Origin of the sequence: Intrasporangium sp. (genome assembly GCF_030452765.1) — a bacterium.
GTDB lineage: Bacteria > Actinomycetota > Actinomycetes > Actinomycetales > Dermatophilaceae > Intrasporangium_A.
In genome coordinates, this window is record NZ_JAKDLO010000049.1 from 1 (window position 1) to 26,143 (window position 26,143).

At 70.8% G+C, this 26,143-nt stretch carries 27 protein-coding genes; 21 read left to right on the top strand and 6 right to left on the bottom strand.

Features of this window, described 5'->3' with window-relative positions:
* The 10 genes from L0H79_RS08275 to purM all read left to right on the top strand — a co-directional run.
* The coding region (locus L0H79_RS08275) for a hypothetical protein (protein WP_301484120.1) at positions 1-273 on the top strand (273 nt) is incomplete at its 5' end.
* Between the two features lie 41 nt (positions 274-314).
* Positions 315-527 (top strand): hypothetical protein, encoded by a 213-nt coding sequence (locus tag L0H79_RS08280; RefSeq protein WP_301484121.1) that lies wholly within the window; start codon positions 315-317, stop codon positions 525-527.
* Between the two features lie 96 nt (positions 528-623).
* The gene (locus L0H79_RS08285) at positions 624-920 is read left to right on the top strand and encodes a hypothetical protein (RefSeq protein ID WP_301484122.1); all 297 of its coding nucleotides are present in this window, start codon (positions 624-626) and stop codon (positions 918-920) included.
* A 762-nt stretch (positions 921-1,682) separates the two neighbouring features.
* Entirely contained in the window at positions 1,683-1,829 is a 147-nt protein-coding gene (locus L0H79_RS08290; RefSeq protein ID WP_301484123.1) for a hypothetical protein, read from the top strand.
* A 296-nt stretch (positions 1,830-2,125) separates the two neighbouring features.
* Complete coding sequence (gene thpR / locus L0H79_RS08295; protein WP_301484124.1) at positions 2,126-2,683, top strand: RNA 2',3'-cyclic phosphodiesterase; 558 nt, start codon at positions 2,126-2,128, stop codon at positions 2,681-2,683.
* Between the two features lie 71 nt (positions 2,684-2,754).
* Entirely contained in the window at positions 2,755-3,726 is a 972-nt protein-coding gene (locus tag L0H79_RS08300) for an ABC transporter ATP-binding protein (protein ID WP_301484125.1), read from the top strand.
* 8 nt (positions 3,727-3,734) lie between these two features.
* On the top strand, positions 3,735-4,652 hold the full coding sequence (locus tag L0H79_RS08305) for an ABC transporter permease (protein WP_301484126.1): 918 nt from the start codon (positions 3,735-3,737) through the stop codon (positions 4,650-4,652).
* 13 nt (positions 4,653-4,665) lie between these two features.
* Positions 4,666-5,478: an ABC transporter permease gene (locus L0H79_RS08310; protein WP_301484127.1), complete on the top strand. Its 813-nt coding sequence runs from the start codon at positions 4,666-4,668 to the stop codon at positions 5,476-5,478.
* 34 nt (positions 5,479-5,512) lie between these two features.
* On the top strand, positions 5,513-7,081 hold the full coding sequence (gene purF, locus L0H79_RS08315) for an amidophosphoribosyltransferase (protein ID WP_301484128.1): 1,569 nt from the start codon (positions 5,513-5,515) through the stop codon (positions 7,079-7,081).
* Positions 7,082-7,387: 306 nt separating this feature from the next.
* Complete coding sequence (purM, locus tag L0H79_RS08320; RefSeq protein ID WP_301484129.1) at positions 7,388-8,512, top strand: phosphoribosylformylglycinamidine cyclo-ligase; 1,125 nt, start codon at positions 7,388-7,390, stop codon at positions 8,510-8,512.
* Between the two features lie 95 nt (positions 8,513-8,607).
* On the opposite strand, the gene L0H79_RS08325 is transcribed toward purM, so the two are convergent.
* The gene (locus L0H79_RS08325) at positions 8,608-8,799 is read right to left on the bottom strand and encodes a DUF3073 domain-containing protein (protein ID WP_301484130.1); all 192 of its coding nucleotides are present in this window, start codon (positions 8,797-8,799) and stop codon (positions 8,608-8,610) included.
* A 301-nt stretch (positions 8,800-9,100) separates the two neighbouring features.
* Between L0H79_RS08325 and L0H79_RS08330 the strand changes: the two genes are divergently transcribed.
* Positions 9,101-9,289 carry a BldC family transcriptional regulator gene (locus tag L0H79_RS08330; protein WP_301484131.1) on the top strand — a complete coding sequence of 63 codons (189 nt, stop codon included), beginning with the start codon at positions 9,101-9,103 and terminating at the stop codon, positions 9,287-9,289.
* Positions 9,290-9,362: 73 nt separating this feature from the next.
* Here L0H79_RS08330 and L0H79_RS08335 read toward each other — a convergent pair whose 3' ends face one another.
* On the bottom strand, positions 9,363-10,949 hold the full coding sequence (locus L0H79_RS08335) for a CdaR family transcriptional regulator (protein WP_301484132.1): 1,587 nt from the start codon (positions 10,947-10,949) through the stop codon (positions 9,363-9,365).
* 140 nt (positions 10,950-11,089) lie between these two features.
* Here L0H79_RS08335 and L0H79_RS08340 point away from each other — a divergent pair, with 140 nt between their 5' ends.
* Positions 11,090-12,355 (top strand): FAD-binding oxidoreductase, encoded by a 1,266-nt coding sequence (locus tag L0H79_RS08340; protein ID WP_301484133.1) that lies wholly within the window; start codon positions 11,090-11,092, stop codon positions 12,353-12,355.
* A gap of 76 nt (positions 12,356-12,431) precedes the next feature.
* Here L0H79_RS08340 and L0H79_RS08345 read toward each other — a convergent pair whose 3' ends face one another.
* Positions 12,432-13,973: an ATP-dependent DNA ligase gene (locus tag L0H79_RS08345; RefSeq protein ID WP_301484134.1), complete on the bottom strand. Its 1,542-nt coding sequence runs from the start codon at positions 13,971-13,973 to the stop codon at positions 12,432-12,434.
* Positions 13,974-14,002: 29 nt separating this feature from the next.
* The gene (locus tag L0H79_RS08350) at positions 14,003-14,647 is read right to left on the bottom strand and encodes a TetR/AcrR family transcriptional regulator (RefSeq protein ID WP_301484135.1); all 645 of its coding nucleotides are present in this window, start codon (positions 14,645-14,647) and stop codon (positions 14,003-14,005) included.
* Positions 14,648-14,713: 66 nt separating this feature from the next.
* Here L0H79_RS08350 and L0H79_RS08355 point away from each other — a divergent pair, with 66 nt between their 5' ends.
* The 8 genes from L0H79_RS08355 to L0H79_RS08390 all read left to right on the top strand — a co-directional run bounded on the left by L0H79_RS08355 (position 14,714) and on the right by L0H79_RS08390 (position 23,102).
* The gene (locus L0H79_RS08355) at positions 14,714-15,589 is read left to right on the top strand and encodes an SDR family oxidoreductase (RefSeq protein WP_301484136.1); all 876 of its coding nucleotides are present in this window, start codon (positions 14,714-14,716) and stop codon (positions 15,587-15,589) included.
* Positions 15,586-16,347 (top strand): 3-oxoacyl-ACP reductase FabG, encoded by a 762-nt coding sequence (fabG, locus tag L0H79_RS08360; protein ID WP_301484137.1) that lies wholly within the window; start codon positions 15,586-15,588, stop codon positions 16,345-16,347. Before L0H79_RS08355 ends, fabG begins: the two co-directional genes overlap by 4 nt.
* Positions 16,348-16,354: 7 nt before the next feature.
* Positions 16,355-17,389, top strand: a complete 1,035-nt coding sequence (locus L0H79_RS08365; protein ID WP_301484138.1) for a phosphotransferase family protein — start codon at positions 16,355-16,357, stop codon at positions 17,387-17,389.
* Entirely contained in the window at positions 17,389-18,615 is a 1,227-nt protein-coding gene (locus tag L0H79_RS08370) for an acyl-CoA dehydrogenase family protein (protein WP_301484139.1), read from the top strand. The genes L0H79_RS08365 and L0H79_RS08370 overlap by 1 nt, the downstream gene beginning before the upstream one ends.
* 84 nt (positions 18,616-18,699) lie before the next feature.
* Complete coding sequence (locus L0H79_RS08375) at positions 18,700-19,164, top strand: MaoC/PaaZ C-terminal domain-containing protein (protein WP_301484140.1); 465 nt, start codon at positions 18,700-18,702, stop codon at positions 19,162-19,164.
* A gap of 148 nt (positions 19,165-19,312) precedes the next feature.
* Positions 19,313-20,659: an MFS transporter gene (locus tag L0H79_RS08380; RefSeq protein ID WP_301484141.1), complete on the top strand. Its 1,347-nt coding sequence runs from the start codon at positions 19,313-19,315 to the stop codon at positions 20,657-20,659.
* A gap of 127 nt (positions 20,660-20,786) precedes the next feature.
* A complete protein-coding gene (gene mftD / locus L0H79_RS08385; RefSeq protein WP_301484142.1) occupies positions 20,787-22,046 on the top strand; it encodes a pre-mycofactocin synthase MftD in 1,260 nt (419 codons plus the stop codon).
* Between the two features lie 96 nt (positions 22,047-22,142).
* A complete protein-coding gene (locus L0H79_RS08390) occupies positions 22,143-23,102 on the top strand; it encodes a hypothetical protein (protein ID WP_301484143.1) in 960 nt (319 codons plus the stop codon).
* Between the two features lie 18 nt (positions 23,103-23,120).
* Here the strand turns inward: L0H79_RS08390 and L0H79_RS08395 are convergent, their stop codons facing one another.
* Positions 23,121-23,750: a trimeric intracellular cation channel family protein gene (locus tag L0H79_RS08395; RefSeq protein ID WP_301484144.1), complete on the bottom strand. Its 630-nt coding sequence runs from the start codon at positions 23,748-23,750 to the stop codon at positions 23,121-23,123.
* A 1-nt stretch (position 23,751) separates the two neighbouring features.
* Positions 23,752-25,032, bottom strand: coding sequence for an amidohydrolase (locus L0H79_RS08400; protein ID WP_301484145.1), 1,281 nt, complete (start codon positions 25,030-25,032; stop codon positions 23,752-23,754).
* 172 nt (positions 25,033-25,204) lie between these two features.
* Here L0H79_RS08400 and L0H79_RS08405 point away from each other — a divergent pair.
* Positions 25,205-26,143, top strand: a 939-nt coding sequence (locus tag L0H79_RS08405) for a DMT family transporter (RefSeq protein WP_301484146.1), incomplete at its 3' end; no start/stop codon positions are given.

The following is a 26,143-nucleotide window of genomic DNA, read 5'->3' on the forward strand; positions in this document are numbered from 1 at the left end:
CGGGATATCAGCGTCGCTCAGCGCCTCGCTGCGAACCCCCATACCCCACCTGCGGCTCTGTCCGGGTGGCTGGAAGGCGGCACGGGCGGGCAGCGGACGCTCGCCCGTGACGCGCTCCGCAAGCGGGGCAGGGCTGCCGCCGAGAGCGCATCGGGGGCGGTGCTGAGGGGGACCGAGCGCATAGGCGTGGAGATGGAGGAGGTGGCGGAGACCTCGGCAGACGATCTGGATGACCTGCTGGGGCAGGGCAGACGGTCGGCAAAGGTCGGCTGAAAAGTGGTGCCCCTCGTGGGGCGTCGAGGGAGGGAACAACGATGAGCACGAGCAAGATGAGCACGAGCAACGAGACCGCCGGGCCTTCAGGCTGGGCGGTCCCCACCAGCCCGTCCGGCTGGCCAGTGGACGGCGCGCCGGATCGGCTGGTGACCGGCGAGGTGAAGGGCGGGCGCGGACCTGTCCTCAGGACGGTGGTCGTGGGCGCGGCAGGAGAGGTCGTGGATGACGGACTCGCGCCGGAACATCCCTAAGCCATCCGAGACACACCTCATAGAGATTGGTGAGGCTTGAACCGATTATTCAAGTGTGTCATACTTGAATTAGAGCCACCGACGAAAGGAAAGACCATGAAGAATTACGACATCGCAGAGGACCGCATCTCCCTGCGGGCAGAGGCGCGTGAGTCTGCCGCCACGTGGGCAGACGGGATGTTGACGGAGGAGGCCGTCGATGAACTGGCCGAGGCGCTCTTTGAGGCTCGCTGGGACGCCTGGGACGCCTTGGCGACCGATTACCCCGACGTGGACGACGAGGACCAGCAGGCCCAGCGTCACGAACAGGTGGCGATCCGAGGGGAGGCCTTCGACTTGGAGGCGTGGATGACCGATGCCCAGGAGCGCGGCATCCTGCCCCGCGAGGGCTGACGGTCCGTCACAGAACCGCCCGCCAGGATTGAATCCTGGCGGGCGGTGTCATGCTCAGCCGCGCTTGGGGGGTCTCCCCGCCCCGGTGCGGACCCCGCCCCTCTGGGGACCGGGGGGAGCGGCATCAGCGACGGCTTGCCGAAAAGTCTCGTCCCCCTCCAGCACGGCCAGACACCCCAGGGCCAGGCGTGCGTGCGTAAGCCCGAGGCGCTCTGCCATATCCCGCCACCTGGCCTGCTCGTCGGCGCTCACATCCACGGCTATACGGGTCTGGCGGGTCTTTGACATAGAATCAAGTGTATCAGACATGAAATCCGTCAGCGCGTCCCGCACGGGCGAGGCGACACGCTGGGAAGAGCGTGCCGCACCCGGTGCTGACGGCACCCTCAGAAACTACGCGCTAACCTACGCGCTAGATCCTCCACGCCGCGCCACAGCGAACAACACGAAAACACAAGCCAGTCAGCGTAACACCTGGTCAGACGCAAGGACTCGCACGATATGCCCTGCTGGGAGAGCGCCGGGGCTGATATCCCGGAGGTCGCAGGTTCAAATCCTGCCCCCGCTACGAAGAAAGTCCAGGTCAGCCCATGGCTGACTTGGACTTTCGCTTTGGGCGCGAGATGTGATCCCAGCGGTTACCCACCACATTGACAGGCGTGCATCAGGGGCACGGCAAACCAGGAGGCCGGACAAACGGGTGGCCGGTATCGTGAGGAGCGAAGGAGGTGCGACGCGATCACCGCAGAAGTGCTCGAGCGGATGGCCGCCGGGGAACCGATGCCCGGCGTCTTCGTCCTGCCGTCAACTGTCTCGATGGCAAGCTCGATCGACGAGCTGGCATTCATCGCCGCCGTCTCCGATGCGGACGAGTGGATCCACCAGGTCGTCTACCTCCCGCTCCGTTGACGTTCCGCGCGCGACGGTGATCAAGGAACAGTGAGAAGAACAGCTCGGCGAGTTACCTGGAAATCGCTGAGCCCGGGATCGCTCACGCAGCGGGCGCCGAACGGCGTGATGAGCGGTTGGACCACCGAGGCGTGCCCCAACCCCCGCCGCCGGGCGTGCGCAGCCGTAGACCTCGACGGCCCGATCGCGTCGGCCGCGGCCGTGCAGGAGTGACCTCCGGCCCGATCGGTTCGAGGTATTGACCGATGCTGTGGTGGCTGCGGAATACCTTGAACCGGCGACGTGGTTGCCGTCTCATGCGCCTCTTCGCTGCGATCGTCCCTCCGGAGCAGGTCCTCGAGGACCTTGAGGAGCACCTCGCCCCCAGGGTCGAGGCATCCGACGGGATCCGCTGGACCGACCCAAGCCAGTGGCACGTCACCCTCGCCTTCTGCCCGGCCGCACCGGACCGCCTCCTGGACGATCTCACCGAGCGTCTGACGCATGCCGGGCACCGTACGAAGCCCTTCACCCTCGCCCTGCTCGGCGCCGGCACGTTCCCCAACCCGTATGCCGCTCGCACCCTCTGGGCGGGCATCGCCGACGCAGGTGGTGCCTTGAGTCCGCTCAGCGCCTCGGTCCGAGGCGCGTTCAACAAGTCAGGGGCGACCCCCGACGGGACTCGGTTCCACCCGCACGTGACGCTCGGCCGGTTCCGGCGACCGACCGAGGCGACCCGGTGGATCCGCGCCTTCAGCGCCTATGAGAGCCCCGAGTGGCGGGTTGGCGCCATACACCTGATCGAGTCACATCTGGGCGAGGGCAGGCGCCGGCGGCCCCGCTACGAGATCGTCGCCGAAATCCCCCTCGCGTGACAGGTTCCGGCCGCCCTTCTCGGCGAACGGTGTGTTCGGGGTTGTCACACGGCTGCGGCATACTTGCGGAAGTGACGAGCCGAGCAACCGCATCGACAGACGGCGTCGTCGCGTCCGGCACCCAGGCGGTGATCCGGGCGGTCGGTCTGACGAAGGTCTACGGCCGGGTCCGGGCCGTCGACGGGGTCAGCTTCGAGATCGCACACGGAGAGTCGTTCGGTCTGCTCGGGCCCAACGGCGCCGGCAAGTCGACGACGATGCGCATCATCGGCGGCACCCTGCAACGCACCGGCGGTGTCATGACCGTGGCCGGCCTCGACCCGGCCGAGTCCGGGCCGGAGGTCCGCGCCCACCTGGGCGTCGTCCCGCAGGAGGACAACCTCGACGAGGAGCTCTCCGTTCGGGACAACCTGATCATGTACGGCCGCTACTTCGGCCTGCCCTACGCCTATCTGCGGCCGAAGGCCGACGAACTGCTCGAGTTCGCGCAGCTCGCCGAGTGGGCCAAGGCCAAGGTCGGGGACCTCTCGGGCGGCATGAAGCGGCGTCTGACCATCGCCCGCTCGCTCGTCAACGAGCCGCAGGTGCTTCTGCTCGACGAGCCGACGACCGGTCTCGACCCGCAGGCAAGGCACGTGCTCTGGGATCGGCTCTTCCGGCTCAAGGAGGCCGGGGTCACCCTTGTGGTGACGACCCACTTCATGGACGAGGCCGAGCAGCTGTGCGACCGGCTCGTCGTCATGGACCACGGCCGGATCATGGCCGAAGGCACCCCGCGCGAGCTCATCCGCGGGTACTCGACCCGGGAGGTGCTCGAGGTCCGCTTCGGAGCCGAACACAACGCCGTCGCCGCCGAGCGGCTCGCCGACGTCGGCAGCCGGCTCGAGGTGCTGCCCGACCGGCTGCTCATCTACGCCGACGACGGCGACGCCGCCCTGCGCCAGGTGGCCGCCCGCGGCCTGTCCCCGATCACCTCGCTCGTGCGCCGCTCGTCGCTCGAGGACGTCTTCCTGCGCCTGACCGGGCGGAGTCTCATTGACTGAGCACGACAATGGCTGACCAGGACCTGAGCCACGCGGGAGCATCCGGACCGCCCGGCTACGCGGTGGCCGACCTGACCCGGCTTGCCGCCTCCGGCGGAGTCCCCGACGCGGCCGTCCTCGCACGCCGGGCCCGGCGCTGGGGCTGGTGGTACTACATCGAGTACTGGCTGGTCAACGCCAAGGCGTGGGCGGTCTCCATCGGCCTCTACATGGTCGTCATGCCGCTCGTCTACCTCATCGCTCTCGGTCTCGGTCTCGGTCTGCTCGTCGATCGCGGGGTCGGCACGGTCGGAGGCAGCGGCGGCTCGGGCGGGGTGCCCTACCTCACCTTCGTCGGCCCGGCGCTGCTCGTCGCCACGGTCGTCATGTCCGTCGGCGGTGAGCTGACCTACCCGGTCATGGCCGGCTTCAAGTGGCGCCGACTCTACTGGGCGCCGCGCGCGACTCCCGTCTCTCCGCAGCAGATCGCCGTCGGACACCTCGGCGGGGTGCTCATCCGGTTCGTCCTGCAGTCGACGGTCTTCTGGGTCATGCTCCTGCTCTTCCATGCCGCCCCCAGTGGCTGGTCCTGGCTGACCGTCCCGGTCGGTGTGCTCACCGCTGCCGCGTTCGGCGCGCCGCTGCAGGCGTATGCCGCCCACCTGACCGACGAGGGCTACCAGTTCGCCTTCGTGCAGCGCTTCGTCATCATGCCGATGTTCCTGTTCGCCGGGACGTTCTTCCCCCTGTCGGTCATGCCGGTCTACCTCCAGTGGATCGGATGGATCTCGCCGGTGTGGCACGGCACCCAGCTCGCCCGCCAAGCGGCATACGGCGCGGTCGAGCCGCTCTGGCTCACGCTCGTGCACCTGGCCGTCCTGCTCCTGTTCACCTCGGTCGGGGTCGCCCTCGCCCGCCGCACGTACGCCCGCCGGCTCGGCCGATGAGGAGGGTAGCCCAGTGAGCACGCTCGCCCGGCCACGAGGCCGCCGGCTCGCCGGGCTCTACGGGCGCAACACGCGGGCGGTGCTCGAACGCGGCTTCAAGGTCATCAAGAACCAGAACTGGGTCGTCATGCTCTCCGGCTTCTTCGAGCCGGTCTTCTACCTGCTCGCGATGGGTCTGGGCCTCGGCGGCCTGGTCGGCAGCGTACCCGGGCCCGGTGGCCACCCGATCGCCTACACCGCCTACATCGCGCCGGCCCTGCTCGCCGCCTCGGCGATGAACGGCGCCGTCTACGACTCGACGTGGAACGTCTTCTTCAAGCTGCGGTTCGCCAAGATCTACCACGCCATGCTGCAGACCTCGCTCGGGCCGATGGACATCGCGCTCGGCGAGATCACCATGGCGCTGTTCCGCGGGCTGCTCTATGCCGTCGGGTTCATGGTCGTCATGCTCGTCATGGGCCTGGTCACCTCCCGGTGGGCGGTACTCATGATCCCGGTCGCCGTGCTCATCGCGCTCGGTTTCGCCAGCCTCGGCATGGCGGTCACGAGCTTCCTCAAGAGCTTCCAGCAGATGGACATCGTCGCGTTGACGTTGCTGCCGATGTTCCTCTTCTCCTCGACGCTCTTCCCGATCAGCGTCTTCCCGGCGGCGATCCAGTGGCTCGTCATGGCGCTGCCGCTCTGGCACGGCATCGAGCTCATGCGCGACCTCGCGGTCGGGCACCTGGCGCCCGCGACGGCGTGGCACGCGCTCTACTTCGTCGTGCTGTCCGTGCTCGGCATCTGGTTCACCGCCGTGCGGCTGCGGGCCCTGTTCCTGCGCTGACCGTCCCGAGCCGCGGCTGTGCGAGAATCGGCCAGTGGCACGCGGTGACGGTCGGTTGTCCCATGACCTCCTCCCCGGCGAGAAGGGCCCGCAGGATGCATGCGGGGTCTTCGGCGTCTGGGCACCCGGCGAGGAGGTCGCCAAGCTCACCTACTTCGGGCTGTACGCGCTGCAGCACCGCGGGCAGGAGTCGGCCGGCATCGCGACCGGCGACGGGGAGAAGATCCTCGTCTACAAGGACATGGGCCTGGTCTCCCAGGTCTTCGACGAGGCGGCCCTCAGCTCGCTGCGCGGACACATCGCGATCGGTCACACGCGCTACTCCACGACCGGTGGCTCCACCTGGGAGAACGCCCAGCCCACCCTCGGCGGGTCACACGGCACGACGATCGCGCTGGCCCACAACGGCAACCTGATCAACACCGTCGAGCTGCGCGAGATGGTCGACGACCACTTCGCCGGCGGGCGCGTCACCGGTGAGCTCGCGCGCGGCAACACGTCCGACACCGCGCTCGTGACGACGCTGCTGACCGCCGACCCCGACAAGACGTCCGAGCAGGCCGCGCTCGACCTGCTGCCGAAGCTGCGTGGGGCCTTCAGCATCGTCTTCATGGACGAGGGCACCCTGTATGCCGCTCGCGACCCTTGGGGCGTCCGTCCCCTCGCGCTCGGCCGCCTCGAGCGCGGCTGGGTCGTGGCGTCCGAGACGGCCGCGCTGCAGACGATCGGTGCGGCGGTGATCCGCGAGGTCGAGCCGGGTGAGCTCATCGCCATCGACGGCGACGGACTGCGCTCGCACCGGTTCGCGGAGCCGACGCCAGCGGGCTGCGTGTTCGAGTACGTCTACCTCGCTCGGCCGGATGCCGTCATCCGCGGACGGGTCGTCCACGAGGCGCGAGTCGAGATGGGGCGGGTGCTGGCCCGGGAGCACCCGGTCGATGCGGACCTGGTCATCGGGGTACCCGAGTCGGGCGTACCGGCTGCCGTCGGGTACTCCCAGGAGTCGGGGATCCCGTTCGGGCAGGGTTTCGTCAAGAACGCGTATGTCGGACGGACCTTCATCCAGCCGTCTCAGACGCTGCGACAGCTCGGCATCCGGCTCAAGCTGAACCCGCTCGAGCATACGATCCGGGGCCGACGGCTCGTCGTCGTCGACGACTCGATCGTGCGCGGCAACACCCAGCGTGCGCAGATCCGGATGCTCCGTGAGGCCGGGGCGGCGCAGATACACGTGCGGATCTCGTCGCCGCCGGTGCAGTGGCCGTGCTTCTACGGGATCGACTTCGCGAGCCGGGCCGAGCTCATCGCGACCGGACTGGGGGTCGAGGAGATTCGTGCCTCGATCGGTGCCGACTCCCTCGGCTACATCTCCGAGAACGGGATGATCGGGGCGACCGGGCAACCGCGTGGCTCGCTCTGTACGGCCTGCTTCACCGGCCGCTACCCGATCGAGCTGCCCGAGGATGGTCGCATCGGCAAGCACGTGCTCGAGACGCTGCCGCTCGAAGTGCGGACCGGGCACGACAGGTCGATCGACACCGACGCCGAGGGTGTGCCGATCGGCGTCGGCGTCGGCGGGTCGGGGGCGCTCGACCACCCCTGAGCCCTCCACCCCATCGACAGTGCAGTAGTCCCGATCGACAGTGCAGTAGTTCTGATCGACAGTGCAGCAGTTCTGATCGACAGTGCAGCAGTTCTGATCGACAGTGCAGTAGTTCTGATCGACAGTGCACTCTCAATCGGCGGAGGTGCACTCTCGATGAGGAGAGGTGCACTCTCGATGAGGAGAGGTGCACTGTCGATGAGGAGAGGTGCACTGTCGATGAGGAGAGGTGCACTCTCGATGCGTAAGGAGGGGCGCACCACTCTCGAGGAGCAGGGGCGCAGTCCGGCTCGGTAGGCTGAGCCGGTGACGAACGAGCCCGACGCGCCGATCACGTATGCCGCCGCCGGAGTGGACGTCGAGGCCGGCGACAAGGCTGTCGAGCTGATGAAGGAGTCGGTGCGCCGCGCGACCCGGCCCGAGGTGCTCGGGGGGCTGGGCGGCTTCGCGGGCATGTTCGACGCGAGCGCGATCGTCCGCATGACCCGCCCGGTCCTGGCCACGAGTACCGATGGCGTCGGCACCAAGGTTGCGATCGCGCAGGCTCTCGACAAGCACGACACGATCGGATTCGACCTGGTCGGCATGGTCGTCGACGACATCGTCGTGTGTGGCGCCGAGCCGCTCTTCATGACCGACTACATCGCGACGGGCAAGGTGGTCCCGGAACGGGTCGCGACCATCGTCAGCGGCATCGCCCGGGCGTGCCAGCAGGCTGGTGTCGCCCTCGTCGGCGGCGAGACGGCCGAGCACCCCGGCCTGCTCGAGCCCGACGAGTACGACCTCGCCGGGGCCGCGACGGGGGTCGTCGAGCACGCCGCCGTCCTCGGCCCCCACCGGGTCGCGCCGGGCGACGCCGTCCTCGCCTTGGCCAGCAGCGGTCTGCACAGCAACGGCTACAGCCTGGTCCGCCGGGTCGTCGAGGCCAATGGTTGGCAGCTCGAACGGCACGTCGACGAGTTCGGCCGCACCCTCGGCGAGGAGCTGCTCGAGCCGACACGCATCTACACGACGCCCCTGCTCGGCCTGATCCACACCGTGGGGGTCGACGTGCACGCGCTGTCCCACGTGACCGGCGGCGGACTCGCGGCCAACGTGGCCCGCGTTCTGCCGCCGGGGCTGTTCGCCACGCTCGACCGGGCGACGTGGACCCCGCCCGCCGTCTTCCGGACGGTCCAGGCGCTGGGCCGGGTGCCGCAGGCCGATCTCGAACGAACCCTCAACCAGGGCATCGGCTTCGTCGTCGTCCTGCGGCCCGACCAGGCCGACCGCGCGTGCGAGATCATCGAGCACAGCGGCATACCGGCCTGGCGGCTGGGCCAGATCACGAGCGAGGACGCCGTGACCATCGAGGAGGCCGCCGGTGTGATCCGCGGTACCAAGGGAGTCGACGGGGGCGGCGTCCGGCTCGTCGGCTGCCACCCTGCCTGACGACCAGCCCGCCTGGCGACGAGCCGCAGGCACAGGTCAGCATTGCGTCGGGCCTGCCCGATGCACGAGGTGTGCGGGATGCCGGCGAGGCGAGGTCAGTGCTCGCCCGAAGCCCACTTCCCGTAGTCGTCGTGGTCGTCCTCGTCGACCTGCGGCGTGTCGTCGGGGTCCGTCTCGGACGCCTTGTGCAGCTCTCGCTCCAGCGCGCTCAAGTCCGTGTCAGGTGTGTAGTACTTGAGCTGCCGTGCGACCTTGGTCTGCTTGGCTTTGGCTCGGCCGCGCCCCATGGCGTGACCCCCTCGTGCGTCGTGCCGGGACGGCATCGCACCTCGAAGAACCAGTGGTCCTTCGATGCTCCGCGTAGCGGCCCCGGGAATGTGTGTGTTCTCGTGATGCTAACGGTACATGAGCGGGCGGCATTTCGCTGTCTCCGACGCCTCGCCCCGGGCTGCTCCGAAGCACCCACCAGGAGTCCATTTCGTGGATTATGCCCACCTGACCCCTCTGGCGCCGTAGGCTGAGGCAGTCGGACCCAAGGGTGGATCCGCGTTGTGTCGCCGCGCATGCGGCAGGTGGGGGAAACACTAGATGACGACACAGGAACGAAGAGAAGCGGACAAGTTGCTGACGCCCGCCGAAGTGGCGGCCCTCTTTCGGGTTGATCCGAAGACCGTGACGCGGTGGGCCAAGGCGGGCAAGCTCACGTCCATCAGGACTCTCGGCGGCCATCGCCGGTACAAGGAGTCCGAGGTACGAGGGTTGCTCGCCGACCTATAACCGAATAGCACGGGGTCGGTGGGTGGCCGTCCCCAAGCGGGCTGCAAGGCGCTGAGAGCGTCCTTGAGGCTCGTCAGTGCCCAAGGGCACGTAGCTGGAGACGCATCGCCAGCCGTGCCTCCGGGTCCGCAAGATCAACATCGACGACCTCGGTGAGCCGGCTCATCCGGTAGCGCAGCGTGTTCGGGTGGATATGCAGCCGCGCGGCCGCTGAGCGTGGGTCACCGGGGTGGTCGAGCCACACCGCCAGAGTTCGTGCGTAGTCGGTGTCATGCTCGGCGTCGTGTGACCGCAGGTTCAGCACGGGGCCGAGCAGCGCATGGGTCCGTATGCCGCTCACGGCGCGGTCCGTCGTGACGGGAGCCCAGGCTTGTTCCACCGTCGCAGTGGGGCCGGGCACCCGTCCGGCTGTCAGGGCTCGAAGCGTCTCGACCGCCTCGGTGCGAGAGCGGGTCAGCTCCTGCGGGCGGGTGACGGCGGCGCCTGCCGCGGCGCGAGCCGACGGGTGGTCGGTCGCCACGTGGTCTGCGATGTCGACGAGCCACGACCAGGTGGCGGGCTCGGCCGGCTGCTTCAGGTCGGGCGGGCCGGGGTCGCGGACCAGGGCGATGGCCTGGTCGTCGACGGTTGCGACGAGGGGCCGGCGCCACGAGGCGCGACGGAAGGCCGACTCCCAGAGGTCGAGAGGCGCACCCGGGAGGTCGTCGTCCTGCCTGGCGTCGAGGGCCACGACGCGCCACGGGCCGGCCGGCAGCCACTGGTCCGCACCGGCAAGGTCACCCGAGAGCAGGGCCCGGAGGCGATCGGCGCTGATCCTGCGGGCGAGGTCGGCCTCGGAGCGCAAGCGGAGCAGGTGCAGCGCGACGACCGAGGCGGTCTGGGTCAGGGACCGGAGCACCTCGGTGGGCGGCGGCTGCTCGAGCACGGCCCAGATGGAGCCGAGCCATTCGCCCCCCGCACGGACCGGGATGACCAGGCGCGGGCGCAGCGAGCCGTCGGGTGCGGCCGGGACGAAGAACGGGTCGGCCGAGCGGGCCAGCCGACGGAAGACGCCCCGTCCTCGCAGGCTGGTCAGGACAGCATCGGGAACCTTGCGCCCGACGATCGTCGACACCCGGATCGGGTCGGCAACATCCTGCCGCGACGAGTAGGCCAGGACCCGCGACTGGGTGTCCTCGATGGTGACCGGCGCGTCGAGCAGTGCGGCGCAGGCGTCGGCCAGGGCGAAGAGCTCGTCATGGATCGGCCCGGTTCCGGTCACCTCCCCAGCAGCTGCGCGGTCGAGCACGCCGCGCAGGAGCCAGACCACGTGGGCCCAGGAGGCCTGGTCGGACAGCTCGACAAGACCGACCTCGTGGCGCCGGGCCGCCGTCCGCACCTCGCGGCTGCGGGCGGTACGGCTGCGCAGGACGACCGCGGTGGCACCGCGCTCGCCGGCGCTGACCACCAGGTCGGTGGCGGCTTCTTCGGAGTCCGCGCCGATACCGAGGACGAGGTCGCCGGCCTGACCGAGCACCTGCTGGGCAGGCTCGGCCACCGTGATGTCGTCGACGAGGGGGGTGGGGGCATCGACGACGACCCGGAGCAGCCCACCGCCCAGCGTCGCGACGACGTCTGCCACGGGTAGGCCGCGGTGGGGCTGGGAGGAGGCGAGCGGCATACCCCCATTGTGCCGTAGCAGCTGTGGTGAGAGCACTATGTCCAGACCATTCTTTGGCAACCTAGCACCATCGGGTGAGCCCCGATCCGAGAGACGATGGAGTCACCGCCCACCCACATCGTCAGAGAGCAGTGTTGCGAATGGCCACCACCCCGTCAGGTCTCCCCGTCCCCGAGCGCGTCGCCGTCGTCGGCGCCGGCATGGTCGGTCTCGCCACCGCCTGGTTCCTCCAGGAGCGTGGCGTCGAGGTCACCGTCATCGACCGCGAAGGTGTCGCGGCGGGTTCCTCCTGGGGCAACGCCGGCTGGCTGACGCCGGGCATCGCGACGCCGTTGCCGGAGCCGGCCGTCCTCAAGTACGGCCTGCGTGCGGTCCTCAGCCCGAACTCCCCGGTCTACGTGCCGCCGAGCGCCGACCCGAACTTCCTCAAGTTCGTGACCGGCTTCACGCGCAAGAGCACGATGAAGGCCTGGAAGCGCGCGATGACCCAGCTCGTGCCGATCAACAGCATGTCCCTGCAGAGCTTCGACGTGCTCGAGCAGGGCGGTGTCGCGGCGCGCAGCCACGAGGCGAAGTCGTTCACCGCCGCCTACCGCACCGCGCAGGAGCGCGAGACGCTGCTCGAGGAGATCGAGCACATCCACGCTGCCGGCCAGCCGATGGAGTACAGCGTGCTGACCGGTGACGAGGCCCGCGCCATCGAGCCCGCCCTCTCCGAGCAGATCGGTGCCGCGATCGTCCTGCACGGCCAGCGCTACGTGAACCCGGGCGAGTACGTCCACGCGCTCGCCGACTCCGTCGCCGACCGTGGCGGCAAGATCCTCTCCGGTGCCACCGTCCGCGACATCCGCGACACGGGCCACGGCGTCGTCGTCACGACCGCCGAGGGCAGCGTCGAGGAGTTCGACGCGGCCGTCGTCGCCACCGGTGCGTGGCTCGGCAAGCTGGCCCGCGAGTTCGGTGTCAAGCGGGTCGTGCAGGCCGGCCGCGGCTACTCGTTCAGCGTCTCGGTCGAGCACCTGCCGAACGGCCCGGTCTACTTCCCCGCCGCCCGCGTCGCGTGCACGCCGCTCGAGGACCGGCTGCGCGTCGCCGGGATGATGGAGTTCCGCAAGCCCGAGGCGCCGCTCGACGGCCGTCGGATCGAGGCCATCGTCGAGGCCGCTCGCCCGCTGCTCACGGGTGCGGACCTCGACAACCGCCAGGACGAGTGGGTCGGCTCGCGCCCCTGCACCACGGACGGGCTCGCGCTGATCGGAATGACGCGCTCGCCGCGGGTCTTCGTCGCCGGTGGGCACGGCATGTGGGGCATCACGCTCGGCCCGGCCACCGGCCGCCTGCTCGCGGAGCAGATGGTGACCGGCACGGTGCCCGCGGCGCTGCGCCCGTCCACCCCGCGGCGCTGACCCACCTATACTTCCCTTCGGTTGGGGGTAGCGACCGACCTGCAGAGGTCGGTCGATACCCCGAACCGTCTCGATGTCACCACCCCGCCAGCAGGCGCACCGTCTGGACCGTGTCGATCTGCGATACCGGCTTGTCGTCGCGGTAGCGCAGCACTCTGGCGAACCGCAGCGCCATCCCGCCCGGGTAGCGCGACGAGCGCTGCACCCCGTCGAAGGCCACCTCGACGACCTGCTCCGGTCGTAGCTGCGCGACCCACCCTGCGTCGGGATCGCCGATCGCGAGCTCGCGGAACCGGGCGGTCTGCCAGCGCAGCATCTCGTCGGACATGCCCTTGAACGTCTTGCCGAGCATGACCAGCCCGCCGGTCTCGGCGTCCCGGGCGCCCAGATGGATGTTCGAGAGCCACCCCTGACGCCGGCCGCTGCCCCACTCGACGGCGAGGACGACGAGGTCGAGGGTGTGCCGCGGCTTGACCTTGACCCAACCGGGGCTCCGTCGCCCCGCCGCGTATGGCCGGTGAAGGTCCTTGACGACGATGCCCTCGTGCCCGGCGGCGACCACCTCGTCGAAGAAGGCCTGGGCCGCGACCGGGTCTGCCGTCGTGATGCGAGGCACGAGCTGCTCGGCCGGGGCGAGCGCCGCGAGCCGGTCCCACCGCTGCCCGAGCGGGCGGTCGAGCAGGTCGGCGCCGTCAAGGTGGAGCAGGTCGAAGAAGTACGCCGTCAGCGGCACCTCGGCGCGCAGCCGCTGGGGGTCGGCGCTCGAGGCGGTGCGGGCACCGGTGACCTGGAACGGCAGCGGCCGGCCGCCCTCGCCGAGCGCGATGACCTCGCCGTCGAGCACGGCTCGTCGGACGGGGAGCGCGTGGAGCACGTCGACGATCTCGAGCAGGCGGTCCGTCACGTCCTCGAGCGTGCGTGTGAACAGGCCCACGGCGCCGTCGTCGAGGTGGGCCTGCAGCCGTATGCCGTCGAGCTTGGTCTCGATGGCCACCTCGCCCTCCAGCGTGGCGAGTGCACCTGCGACGTCGGGCGCGGATGCCGCGAGCATGGGCCGGAGCGGGCGACCGACCTCGAGCTCGATGGCGTCGAGGGCCGCGGCCCCGCCGGTGAGCGCTGCCGCGGCGACCGGGCCGGTGCGCCCGGCCAGCATCACGGCGCGACGGACGGTCGCATCGGGCACGTCTGCGGCTCGGGCGATGGCCTGGAGCATGATGCCGTCGCCGGCGCCTTGCCGGGCCTCGCCGACGAAGACGGCCCGCAGCCACGCCTGCTCGTCGTCGGTCGCCCGGCAGAAGAGGCCCTTCACGAGCCGGGCACGCGCCGCGGCTGACCCGGACCCGGACGTGCGGGTCAGCCGTTCTGCGGCGTCGTCGAGCTCGGCGACCGTGAGGGTGGCCTGCTCGGCCGGGGTGGGCAGCTCGGTCAGGCTGCGCCACGAGACGCCGGTGCGCCGTTGGGGCAGCGAGCCCGACAGGTAGCTTGCGACGGCTCCGACGCGGCCCGGGTCCTGTGCGGCGGCTGCGCGTAGGGCCGCCGCCAGGTGGGTGACCTTGGCGGTGCGGGACGAGGTCGCGGTGACGGCACGGGACGTCTCGACGATCACGGAGAGCAGCATCCTCCGATTGTGGCAAGCGGGGCCGACAGTCAGTGGGCCAGCACCATCCGCAGGGCGAGCTCGCGGTAGTGCTTGGCGACGTCCTCGGGCTGCCACGTGCCGGTGGTCTTGAACCAGCGGCCCACGTCGACGCCGAGGCTCAGCACCGCGAGCGCCGTGAGGGAGGTGTTGGCGACGGCGAACTCCCCGGAGTCCAGACCCGCTTCGAGAACCTCCCGGGTGACCTGCTCCATCTGGCGTCGCAGGAGCGCGATCTGCTCGTGGTGCGCGGGGCTCAGCGCGCCGAGCTCGTAGTTGACGACCCGGGCGACCGCATGGCTGCGGGCGTGCCACAGCGCGAAGTCCTGCGCCAGCTCGCCGAGCTGCTCCGTCGGCGTCGAGCCTCGGGCCGCCGCCGCTCGCAGGACCTCGAGGGCGGCCACGTGACCGGCCCGGGAGATCTCGTAGAGGACGTCCTCCTTGGTGGGGTAGTGCACGTAGAGGACGGCGGGCGACAGCTGTGCCTGCTTGGCGATGTCGCGAGTCGTCGTCCCGTGGAAGCCACGCTCGCCGAAGCACGCCGCCGCTGCATCGAGGACTCGTTGCTGCGCGACGGTCGGCTGAGTCTCGCCGACCTGCTGCACTCGCACCTCCTGCGTCGGGATGACGTGGCCCACACAGACTTGACGAACCACGCGCTGACTCGACATGGTAAGCAAGCGCTCATGTTCTGAGCAATGCCCACGCCCGAAGGAACCAACGTGCCGCAGACCGTCCTCACCCGAGGCGTGCCCACCCGGGCCGTGGTCACGGGGGCGGCCCGTGGCATCGGACGGGCCGTCGCGGCACGGCTCGTGGCGGAGGGCTGGCAGGTCGTCGTCTCCGACCTGGACGCCGCCGAGCTCGAGACCGCGGCCGCAGTGACCGGTGCGCACCCCGTCCCCGCCGATGTCGCGACCGACGCCGGCGTGGCGGGCCTGCTGTCAGCTGCGAGCGAGCACCTCGGTCAGGTCGACGCCTTCTTCGGCAACGCCGGTATCGCCCTCATGGGCGGCCTGGACACCCCGGACGCGGACTGGGCTCGCATCCTCGAGGTCAACGTCATGGCCCACGTCCGTGCGGCCCGTCGGCTCGTCCCGGAGTGGGTCGAGCGGGGCGGCGGGCGCTTCGTCGTCACCGCGTCGGCAGCCGGGCTGCTGACCATGCTGCAGGACCTGCCGTACTCGGTCACCAAGCACGCTGCGGTCGCCCTCGTCGAATGGATCAACGCGACCTACCGCCACCACGGGATCGTCGCGCAGGCGGTGTGCCCGCAGGGCGTGCAGACCCGGATCCTCGAGCAGTCCGGCCCGCTCGCCGGCCTGCTGAGCCACGACCGCGCGCTCACCGCCGAGCAGGTCGCCGACTCGGTCTGGGCCGGGCTGCAGACCGACGTGGCGCTGATCCTCCCGCACCCCGAGGTCCATGACTACTACGTCAAGCGGGCCACCGACCCCGACGGGTGGCTCGCCGGCATGAACCACCTCCAGCAGAAGCTCGAGCAGCACATCGAGGCTCAGCCGGAGCGACAACGCGCCGGCGCGTCGGGCGCAAGCACACGACATACCCATGTCATCGACACCGAGGAGCACAAGTGAACGCACAGACCCCTCGCACCGCCATCGTCACCGGCGCCGCCCGCGGCATCGGAGCCGCTGTGGCCAAGCGGCTGGCCGAGGAAGGGCATGCTGTCGCCGTCCTCGACATCGACGAGCCTGCTTGCGCGACAACGGTAGAGGCGATCACGAGCACGGGCGGCAAGGCGATCGCCGTGGGCGTCGACGTCGCCGACGAGGCGGGCGTGCAGACCGCGGTCGAGCGCGTCGCGGACGAGCTCGGCGGCCCGACGATCCTGGTCAACAACGCGGGCATCACCCGCGACAACCTCATCTTCAAGATGACCGTGGGCGACTGGGACGCCGTGCTGGGGGTCCACCTGCGCGGCTCGTTCCTGATGACCCGGGCAGCCCAGAAGCACATGACCGAGGCGAAGTGGGGCCGCATCGTCAACCTCTCCTCCACCTCGGCGCTCGGCAACCGCGGACAGGTCAACTACTCGGCCGCCAAGGCCGGCATGCAGGGCTTCACGAAGACCCTCGCCATCGAGCTCGGCAGGTTCGGGGTCACCGCCAACGCGATCGCCCCCGGGTTCATCCAGACCGAGATGACCAGAGCCACCGCAGAGCGGCTCGGCGTGCCCTTCGACGACTTCGTCGCCTACAGCGCCAAGGAGATCCCGGTCCAGCGGGTGGGCCAGCCCGAGGACATCGCGGCGGTCGCCGCGTTCCTCACGAGCGAGGAGGCCGGCTTCGTCTCCGGGCAGGTCATCTATGTGGCAGGCGGACCGAAGGGCTGAGGGACTCATGGGCCACGACGACCCACCCGGCCTCCCGCTCGGGCCGTTGCAGCGCTTCCTGACGGCAGCGGCACCGGGGCTGCTGACCGGGCCGCTCGAGGCGAGCCTCGTCGCCGGTGGGAAGTCGAACCTCACGTATGCCGTCACCGACGGGCGGCGCTCGGTCATCGTCCGCCGCCCACCGCTGGGGCACGTGCTCGCGACGGCGCACGACATGGGTCGGGAGCACCGGGTCATGTCCGCTCTGCGCGACACGGCCGTGCCCGTGCCGCAGATGTACGCCGCATGCCCCGACCCCGAGGTCATCGGGGCTCCGTTCTACGTCATGGAGCATGTCGCCGGTACGCCGTACCGGCTGGCGTCCGAGCTGGAAGCCCTTGGTGCACAACGCGTCCGGGCCATCAGTGAGCGGATGGTCGACACGCTCGTCGTGCTGCACGCGGTCGACCCGGAGGCGGTCGGGCTCGGCGACTTCGGTCGCCCGCAAGGCTTCCTCGCCCGTCAGGTGCGGCGGTGGAAGCAGCAGCTCGACGCGTCGCGGAGCCGGGAGGTGCCGGGCATCGACGAGCTGCACGCGCGACTGACGGTGGCTGAGCCGACCGAGGGGCCGCCGGGCATCGTGCACGGCGACTTCCGGCTCGACAATCTCCTCGTCGACGACGACGACCGGGTGCGCGCCGTCCTCGACTGGGAGATGGCCACGCTCGGTGATCCGCTCACCGATGTCGCCCTGCTGCACGCGTACCTCACCATGCCGGCCATGGTGGACAGCAACGCGGTCTCCGACGCGTCGCTCGCGCCCGGGTTCCTCACCCCCGACGAGACGCTCGACCGGTATGCCGCCGGGAGCGGTCGCGACCTGACCCACCTCGCCTTCCACCTCGGGCTGGCCTACTTCAAGCTCGCCGTCATCCTCGAGGGGATCCACTACCGCCACGCGCACGGCCAGACCGTCGGTGCCGGCTTCGACTCGATCGGCGCTGCCGTCGAGCCGCTCGTCACGCAAGGGCTGCGGTCTCTGCGCCCGAACCAGGAGGACTGATGGACTTCGCCCCCGATGACCGGACCCGCGAGCTGAGCGCGAGCCTGCTCGCCTTCATGGACGAGCGGATCGTCCCGTCCGCCGCCACCTTCGACGAGCAGGTCGCCGCACTCGAGGACCGGTGGGCGTGGAGCACGGTCCCGGTGCTGGCGCAGCTTCGCGACGAGGCGCGGGCCCGCGGGCTGTGGAACGCGTTCCTGCCCGGCGAGCGCGGGGCCGGGCTGACCAACCTGCAGTATGCGCCGCTCGCGGAGATCACCGGCCGGTGCCTGCGCCTGGCCCCGCCGGCGCTCAACTGCGCGGCCCCCGACACCGGCAACATGGAGGTGCTGAACGAGTTCGGCACCGAGCAGCAGCAGCGGCAGTGGCTCGACCCGCTGCTGCGCGGCGAGATCCGCTCGGGCTTCGCGATGACCGAGCCCGGGGTCGCGAGCAGCGACGCGACGAACATCGAGACGAGCATCCGCCGGGACGGCGCCGACTACGTCGTCAACGGCCGCAAGTGGTGGACGACCGGGGCGATGAACCCGGACTGCCAGATCCTCGTCGTCATGGGCAAGACCGACCCCACCGCGCAGCGGCACCGCCAGCAGTCGATGATCCTCGTCCCGCGTGACACGGCGGGCGTCGAGCTCGTCCGGGGGATGCAGGTCTTCGGCTACGACGACCACGACCACGGCGGCCACGCCGAGATCGCCTTCACCGACGTGCGGGTCCCGGCGGGCAACCTGCTCGCCGAGCCGGGCAGCGGCTTCGCGATTGCCCAGGCGCGGCTCGGCCCTGGGCGGATCCACCACTGCATGCGTGCCATCGGCGTCGCCGAGCTGGCGATCGAGGCGATGTGCCGCCGCGCCTCGGAGCGGGTCGCCTTCGACAAGCCGCTGGCGGAGCAGGGCGTGATCCGTGACTGGATCGCCGAGGCGCGGGTCCGGGTCGAGCAGCTGCGCCTGCTCGTGCTCAAGACCGCGTGGCTCATGGACACCGTCGGCAACAAGGGAGCCCACACCGAGATCCAGGCGATCAAGATCGCGACGCCGAAGACGGTCGAGTGGGTGCTCGACAAGGCGATCCAGGCGCACGGCGCGGCGGGCCTGTCCCAGGACACCGAGCTCGCCGCGGCCTTCGCAGGCATCCGGACCCTCCGGTTCGCCGACGGCCCCGACGAGGTGCACAAGAACTCCCTCGCCAAGGCCGAGCTGCGCCGCCACGCCGCCGCCAACCGGTAGGGGCCGACTCGAGGCCGCTCGCCGCTCCCGACCGATGGTGGGGCCGGGATCCCGCACCCGCCGCCGCTCCCATAGGCTCGACGAATGTTCTTCGAGGACTTCGAGGCCGGTCAGGTCTTCACGACCCAGGGCCGCACCATCACCGAGACCGACGTCGTCCTGTTCGCGGGGTGGAGCTGGGACACCAACCCGCCCCACACCGACGCCGAGTCGATGCGCGAGAGCAGGTTCGGTGAGCGGATCGCCCACGGCATGCTCGGCATCTCGGTCGCGCTGGGACTCGCCTCGCGCCTCGGCGTCTTCGAGGACAGCTCGATCGCCCTGCTCGGGATCGACGACTGGCGGTTCACCGGCCCGGTCCGCATCGGTGACACCGTCCGCTGCGGCGTCGAGATCGTCGGTGCCCGGCTGACGAGCCGCGGCGATGCCGGGATCCTCGACCGACGTTTCGAGCTGCGCAACCAGCGTGACGAGGTGCTCCAGCACGGCCGGATCGGCCTCATGGTGGCCCGCCGGCCCGCGAGCCCGGCCGATGCGCCCACGAGCTGAGCGGCATACGAGGGGGAATGCCGCACAGGGGATGCCCGCCCAGGGGATGCCGCACGCGGCCTCTGCACGGGAGGTGGCCCCGACATAGGCGACCCTTGAGCGCGCCAACGTGGTTACCATATGCTCGGAGCGACCATAAGGAGCGGACGTGAGCGTCCCGACGACCGACCCGCAGATCTCGGGCACGACGGCCCTGACCCGCAGCGAGCGACTCGACCGGCTGCCGTTCAACAGCCAGCACCGGCGACTGCTCGTCGGCTCGGGCATCGGCTGGGCCCTCGACGCGATGGACGTCGGGCTCATCGCCTTCGTCATGGCGGCGCTCGCCGAGCAGTGGGGGCTGACCGCGACTCAGCTGTCCTGGATCGGGTCGATCGGCTTCGTCGGCATGGCGATCGGCGCGTCCGTGGGTGGCCTGCTCGCGGACCGGATCGGTCGCCGCAACGTCTTCGCGCTGACGCTGCTCGTCTACGGGGTCGCGACCGGCGCGTCGGGGCTCTCGACCGGTGTCGCGATGCTCATCGTGCTGCGCTTCGTCGTCGGGCTCGGTCTCGGCGCCGAGCTGCCCGTCGCCTCGACGCTGGTCAGCGAGTACTCACCGTCACGGATCCGCGGACGCGTCGTCGTCATCCTCGAGGCGTTCTGGGCGCTCGGCTGGCTGCTGGCCGCGCTGATCGGCTACCTCGTCGTGCCCACGTCGGAGCACGGCTGGCGGTGGGCCCTGTTCCTCGGGATCGTCCCGGCGGCCTACGCGCTCTTCGTCCGGGCCCGGCTGCCCGAGTCCGTGCGTTTCCTCGAGTGGCGCGGGCGGACCGAGCAGGCCGAGGCGGCCGTGCGCAGCTTCGAGGTGGCCTCGGGGGTGGCGCCGGTGCCGTCCCCACCGGCGCGGGTGCAGGCCGCGCCGGGGTGGACCACGCTGTGGGAGCGGCCGCTGCGGCGCCGCTCGGCCGCGCTGTGGCTGGTCTGGTTCTTCGTCAACTTCGCGTACTACGGCGCCTTCATCTGGATCCCGAGCCTCCTTGTGGCAGACGGCTTCTCGCTGACCAAGTCGTTCCAGTTCACGCTCATCATCACGCTCGCGCAGCTGCCCGGGTATGCCGCCGCCGCCGTCCTCATCGACAGGTGGGGGCGTCGCCCGACGCTCGCCTCGTTCCTGCTCGGGTCGGCGGTGGCCGCGGCCGCGTTCGGACGGGCAGACACCGAGGCGGCGATCATCGCGGCCGGGTGCGCGCTGTCGTTCTTCAACCTCGGAGCGTGGGGTGCCCTGTATGCCGTGACGCCGGAGATCTACCCGACGGCGTTGCGGGGGAGCGGGGCCGGGTCGGCGGCGGCCTTCGGACGGATCGCCTCGATCCTCGCGCCGCTGTCCGTCCCCTGGCTGCTCGGCCTCGGTGGCAGCGGGCTCGTCTTCGGGGTGTTCGGGGCCGCGTTCGTCCTCGCGGCCGCTGCCGCGCTCGGCCTGCCGGAGTGGCGGGGACGCGCTCTCGCCGATTGAAGCCCGGGGACAAGGTGGTCTGCAGCCCGGAACTCGTAGGCTGAGAAGGGCATCGCCGGGGCTACCCGCGCCTGCCCAGAGTCCGTTGGCCGGCCACTTGCCGCCGCAGCAGGAGGTGTCCTGACCCGTGTTGAAGCCAGTCTGGCTGCAGAACCCGTGGAAGCAGAACCCGTGGTTCGAGTCCGTCGCGATCGCCCAGCAGCGCGCCCGCAGACGGCTGCCGGCGCCGCTGTATGCCGCGCTGGTCGCCGGGTCGGAGCGCGGGTCGACGATGGATGACAACCAGGCGGCGTTCGCCGAGATCGGCTTCGCGCCGCATGTGGCCGGCCAGCAGCCGCAGCGCTCGATGACCCGCACCGTGCTGGGTCACGAGGTCTCGCTGCCGGTGCTGATCAGCCCGACGGGGGTGCAGGGCGTCCACCCGGACGGTGAAGTCGCGGTGGCCGCCGCCGCCACGTCCCGGGGCACGATCATGGGCCTGTCGAACTTCGCCTCGAAGTCGGTGGAGGAGGTGTGCGCGGTCAGCGAGCTGACCTTCTTCCAGATGTACTGGACCGGTGAGCGTGACGTGATGGTGGCCCGCATGCAGCGGGCCCACGCCGCCGGCGCGAAGGGGTTGATCGCGACCTTGGACTGGTCGTTCTCGATGGGTCGGGACTGGGGGTCACCGGAGATCCCCGAGCGGGTCGACCTGCGCGCCATGGTCCGGTTGGCGCCGCACGTGGTGACCAAGCCTCGCTGGCTGTGGTGCTACGCCCGGACCGGTGCCCTGCCGGACCTGACCGCCCCGAACCTGGCCCCGTCCGGCGGGGGGCCGGCGCCGACGTTCTTCGGCGCCTACTACGAGTGGATGAGCACCCCGCCGCCGTCGTGGGAGGACGTGGCCTGGATGCGCGCCACGTGGGCCGAGATCAGCGGCGGTCTGCCGTTCGTCCTGAAGGGCATCTGCCGGGTCGATGACGCACTGCGCGCGGTGGATGCCGGCGTGGCCGGCATCTCGGTGTCGAACCACGGCGGGAACAACCTCGACGGCACCCCCGCGACGATCCGGGTGCTGCGCCCGATCGCGGACCGGGTCGGGAGCCAGGTCGAGGTGCTTCTCGATGGTGGGATCCGGCGTGGTTCTGACGTGGTCAAGGCCCTCGCCCTCGGCGCGCGTGCGGTGATGATCGGCCGCGCCTACCTGTGGGGGCTGGCCGCCAACGGCGAACAGGGCGTCGGCAACGTGCTGGACATCCTGCGCGGCGGCATCGACTCGGCGCTGCTGGGCATGGGCCTGTCCTCGATCGACGAGCTCACCCCGGAGCTGTTCGTGATCCCGGAAGGCTTCCACCAGACTCTCGGCGCGCCGGAGCCGGCCCCGGCTCCGGGGAAACACGGCGCGTGACCTGGATGCCGGCGATTCTTTGCCGACCGCGCCCACTTGTCCACAGGGCGCCGGACCGTGGATGCGGGCGATGCCTGCTCTCGAGAGGATGTGGTCATGATCCAGACGCAGCGAATCGTGCCCGACGACGACATCCCTCCCCTGCAGACCCTCGAGCGCGCCGAGGACGACCTGCTCGAGCGAGGGGAGATCGGTGCGCGTCTCGCCACGGCCCGTGATGCGCTCGCGGCCCGGCGCGCCGAGCGCCGGCGCCTCGCGGACGAGCTGACGGTGGCCGAGCAGGCACTCGAGGGGCGCACGTCCTGGCTGGGGGCCGTGCTGGGCCGCTTGCGTCGGCGGTCGCAACCGGACCGTGCCCGGCTCGAGGACCAGGTCGCTGCCGCACGTTCAGCGGTCGCCGACGTGGATGCCGAGGTGGCGCGATGCCGGACTGAGCTGGACCGGCTCGACGACCGCAGCCGCCTGCTCGACACGGCCGAGACCGACTACGAGCGAGCCCTGCAAGAGCTCGCGGAGCAGGGCGACGACCCGGTGGTATGCGACCCCTCGGTGGCGGCCGAGGCGCGACGAGTGCTCGGAGTGCGCCGCGAGCTGTCCGACCTCGACGTCGCGATCGGGACGGGCCGGGGCACGCTGCAGGCGCTCGAGACGGCGCAGGGCACGCTATCGGCGGCCTGTGGCTGGTCGACCTGGGACATCGTGTCAGGCGGCAGCGGGGTCTCCCGGCTGAAGTTCGAGCGGATCGACGAGGTGAAGTGCAACCTCGACCTGGTCGCGGAGTCCGTCGCGCGCTTCGTGCAGCAGGCAGACGCGCTCGGAGGCCCTGACCTCGACCTGCCCGACCTCACGGTGCCCTCGATCGACCGGGTCGAGCGCTTCCTCGACGTCTGGCTCGACGTCGGCGGTGGCGCACTCGATCACGAGCTACGGACCTGCCGGATGGAGCTCGGGACGGTGGTGGCGCGAGTCGGGCACAGTGTCGCCGTGCTCGAGGGGCGGCGTTCGCAGGTGCAGGCCTGCAACTCGACGTATGTGGTGTCCGGTACCTCCCGGTGATCGCCGGGAAGGCGTGGCTCACAGGTCGGGGCGGGGTGGCTTCGGGGCGTTGAGGTGGTAGCGCACCCCGACCATCCGGATCCCGGAGCACACGGCAGCGGCCCCGAGAGCCCACGGCAGCCAGTAGACACCGGCCATCGTGGACAGCACGACGATGGTCGCCGCCACGAGGGCCGGGATCGCGTAGAGCTCGCTGCGCAGGACGCTCGGGACCCGCTGGGTCAGCGCGTCGCGCAGGGTGCCGCCGCCGACCGCCGTGATGGCGCCGAGGATGACTGCCTGGGCCGGCCCCAGCCCGAGGGCCAGGGCCTTGCTCGCGCCGGTCACGGCGAACAGGCTCAGCCCGGCGGCATCGAGCACGATGATGGGCCGCATCACCGTGTAGAGCCGCTGGCCGGAGATGAAGGCGAGCAGGCTGCCGCCGGCGGCGATCGCGAGGTAGCGCCAGTCACTGAACGTGGCCGGGGGCAGGGAGTCGATGAGGATGTCCCGGACGATGCCGCCGCCGAGCGCGGTGAGCATGCCGAGGGTGAGGACGCCGACGATGTCGACGTCGGCGACCCGCATCGCGGTCAGCGCGCCGTTGAGGGCGAAGGCGAAGGTGCCCGTCAGGTCGAGGGCCAGCAGCAGGGTCGTCTCGTGCTCCACCTCAGGGCTCTCGTCCCAGCTGCTCTTCTCGCCCCAGCCAGGCGAGCGCGGCGACCACCAGCGCGGCCGTGCCCGTGTCGAGGGTGGGCTGCAGCACCGGGGCGAAGGCGGCCGAGTGGTTCACCGGCACGTCCTGGGCGAGCCGCCCCGCTGCTGCGGCCCGGTCGAAGACCTCGGAGTCGGTGCCTCCGATCCCCCAGTACGTGTAGGGCGCGTCGAAGGCCCGCGGCAGGTCGCTGAAGTCCTCGCTCGCAGTCACCGGGGCCAGCTCCTGCGCCGCGTCGCCGAAGTGCCCGGCGAAAGCGGCGGCGACACGCGCGGTGACCTCCAGGTCGTTCTCCGTCAGCGGGAAGTGGTCGAACAGCTCGAGCTCCGGCTCCTCGGGCGCACCGGAGGCAGCGCACTCAGCCCGGACGATCCGCTCGATGGCCGACAGGATGCCGGTGCGCGTCTCGTCGCTGTAGGTGCGGATGTTGAGCAGGATCGTGGCTGACTCGGGGATGATGTTGCTCTTCGTGCCGGCCTGGATGCTGCCGACGGTGAGGACGGCCGGCTCGCCCGGGGGCAGCTCGCGGGAGACCACCGTCTGCAGACGCACGACGATCATCGCGGCCACGACGACGGGGTCGACCGTCGCGTGCGGCATCGACCCGTGGCCGCCGCGCCCGTGGACCGTGACGCGCATGCTGTCCGCGCTGGACAGGACCGGCCCGCTGCGGGTCGCAACGCACCCGGCGGGCAGCGGCAGGACGTGCTGACACAGGGCCACGTCGACCGTGTCGACGAGATCGGTCAGACCGCCCTCGACCATGCCGCTCGCACCGTCGGCGACCTCCTCAGCCGGCTGGAACACGGCGACGACGGTGCCACCCCAGACGTCCGTCGCGCCGGCCAGCAGGTCGAGGGCGCCGAGCAGGCAGGTGACGTGCACGTCGTGACCGCAGGCATGCATGACCGGCACCTGCGTGCCGTCCGCGGCGGTCGCGGTCGCCGTGCTGGCGTACGGCAGGCCGGTGGCCTCGCGTACCGGCAGCGCGTCCATGTCGGCACGGAGCAGGACCGTAGGGCCCGCACCGTTGCGCAGGATGCCGACGACCCCGGTGCCGCCCACCCCGGAGTGCACGTCGCAGCCCGCAGCGGCGAGGCGGCCCGCAACCGCCTGCGCGGTCCGGTGCTCTTGGTGAGAGAGCTCCGGATGGGCGTGTAGGTCCCGGTAGAGCTCCTCCTGCCAGACCCGGACCTCGTCGAGACGGCCCAGCACCACCGCGGATGTCGTCGCCATGAACCCTCCTTCGTCGATGAGGCAGCGCCCACGACCCGACCGCGGCCGAGGCGCCTACCTGACGTCAGGAGCCTAGTTAGTAGGGCGGTGCCCGCAGCTCGCGGGGGCGCCGGGCGCCGGGGTACGAAGCCGACTCGGCGGCATACGCCACGACATCGGCATACTGGCCGACATGACCGTCCCACGCACGCTCCGCGCCGACCGCACCTGGCTGATCGCCCTCGCCGCCAGTATGTGGGGGCTCTCGGCAATCTGGCGCGACCCTCTCGCGAAGCAGTTCCCAGCGGTGGCGGTCGTCTTCTGGGAGCACGTCGTGCTCGTCGTGCTCGTGTCGCCGTGGCTCGTCGGTTCGGTCCGCGCAGTGCTGCGGGCGAGCTGGCGTACGCGGGTGAGCGTCCTGGTCATCGGGGCGGGTTCGTCGGCGCTCGCGACGACCCTGTTCACGTCGGCCTTCCGGCTCGGCGACCCGATCACGCCCCAGGTGCTCCAGAAGCTCCAGCCGCTCATCGCGCTGCTGCTCGCCGCCCTGCTGCTGGGCGAGCGTCTGCGCCGCTCGTTCGCGTGGTTCGCCGTGCCGGCCCTCGTCGGCGCGTGGCTGCTCAGCTTCCCCGACCCGTTCGCCGTCAGCATCACCAACCTGTATGCCGCTGGGCTTGCCCTCGGCGCGGCGGCGCTGTGGGCGGCGGGCACCGTCCTGGGACGGGCCGCGAGCGCGGAGCTGGCCTTCACGCAGGTGACGACGCTGCGCTTCGGGGTCGGGCTCGTGGCACTCGCGGCGATCGCGCTGCTCAGCGACACCCCATTGCGGATCGGGGCCGGAGCGGCCGGCAGCGTCGTCGTGCTCGCGCTCGTGCCGGGCCTGCTCGCGCTGCTGCTCTACTACCGGGGGCTGCAGGCCACGCCCGCGTCACGGGCGACCTTGGCGGAGCTGGCGTTTCCGATGACTGCGGCCCTGGTCGGGGTGACCGTCCTGGGTGGCTCGTTGGACGGCAGCCAGTGGGTCGGGTTCGCGGTCGTCCTGGCGTCCGTCGTCGGGCTCGCGCTGCACGAGCGGGCCAGCGAGCGTCCGGCGGTGGCGGTCACGGACCGGGCGGAGGGCGCTATCGGAGTG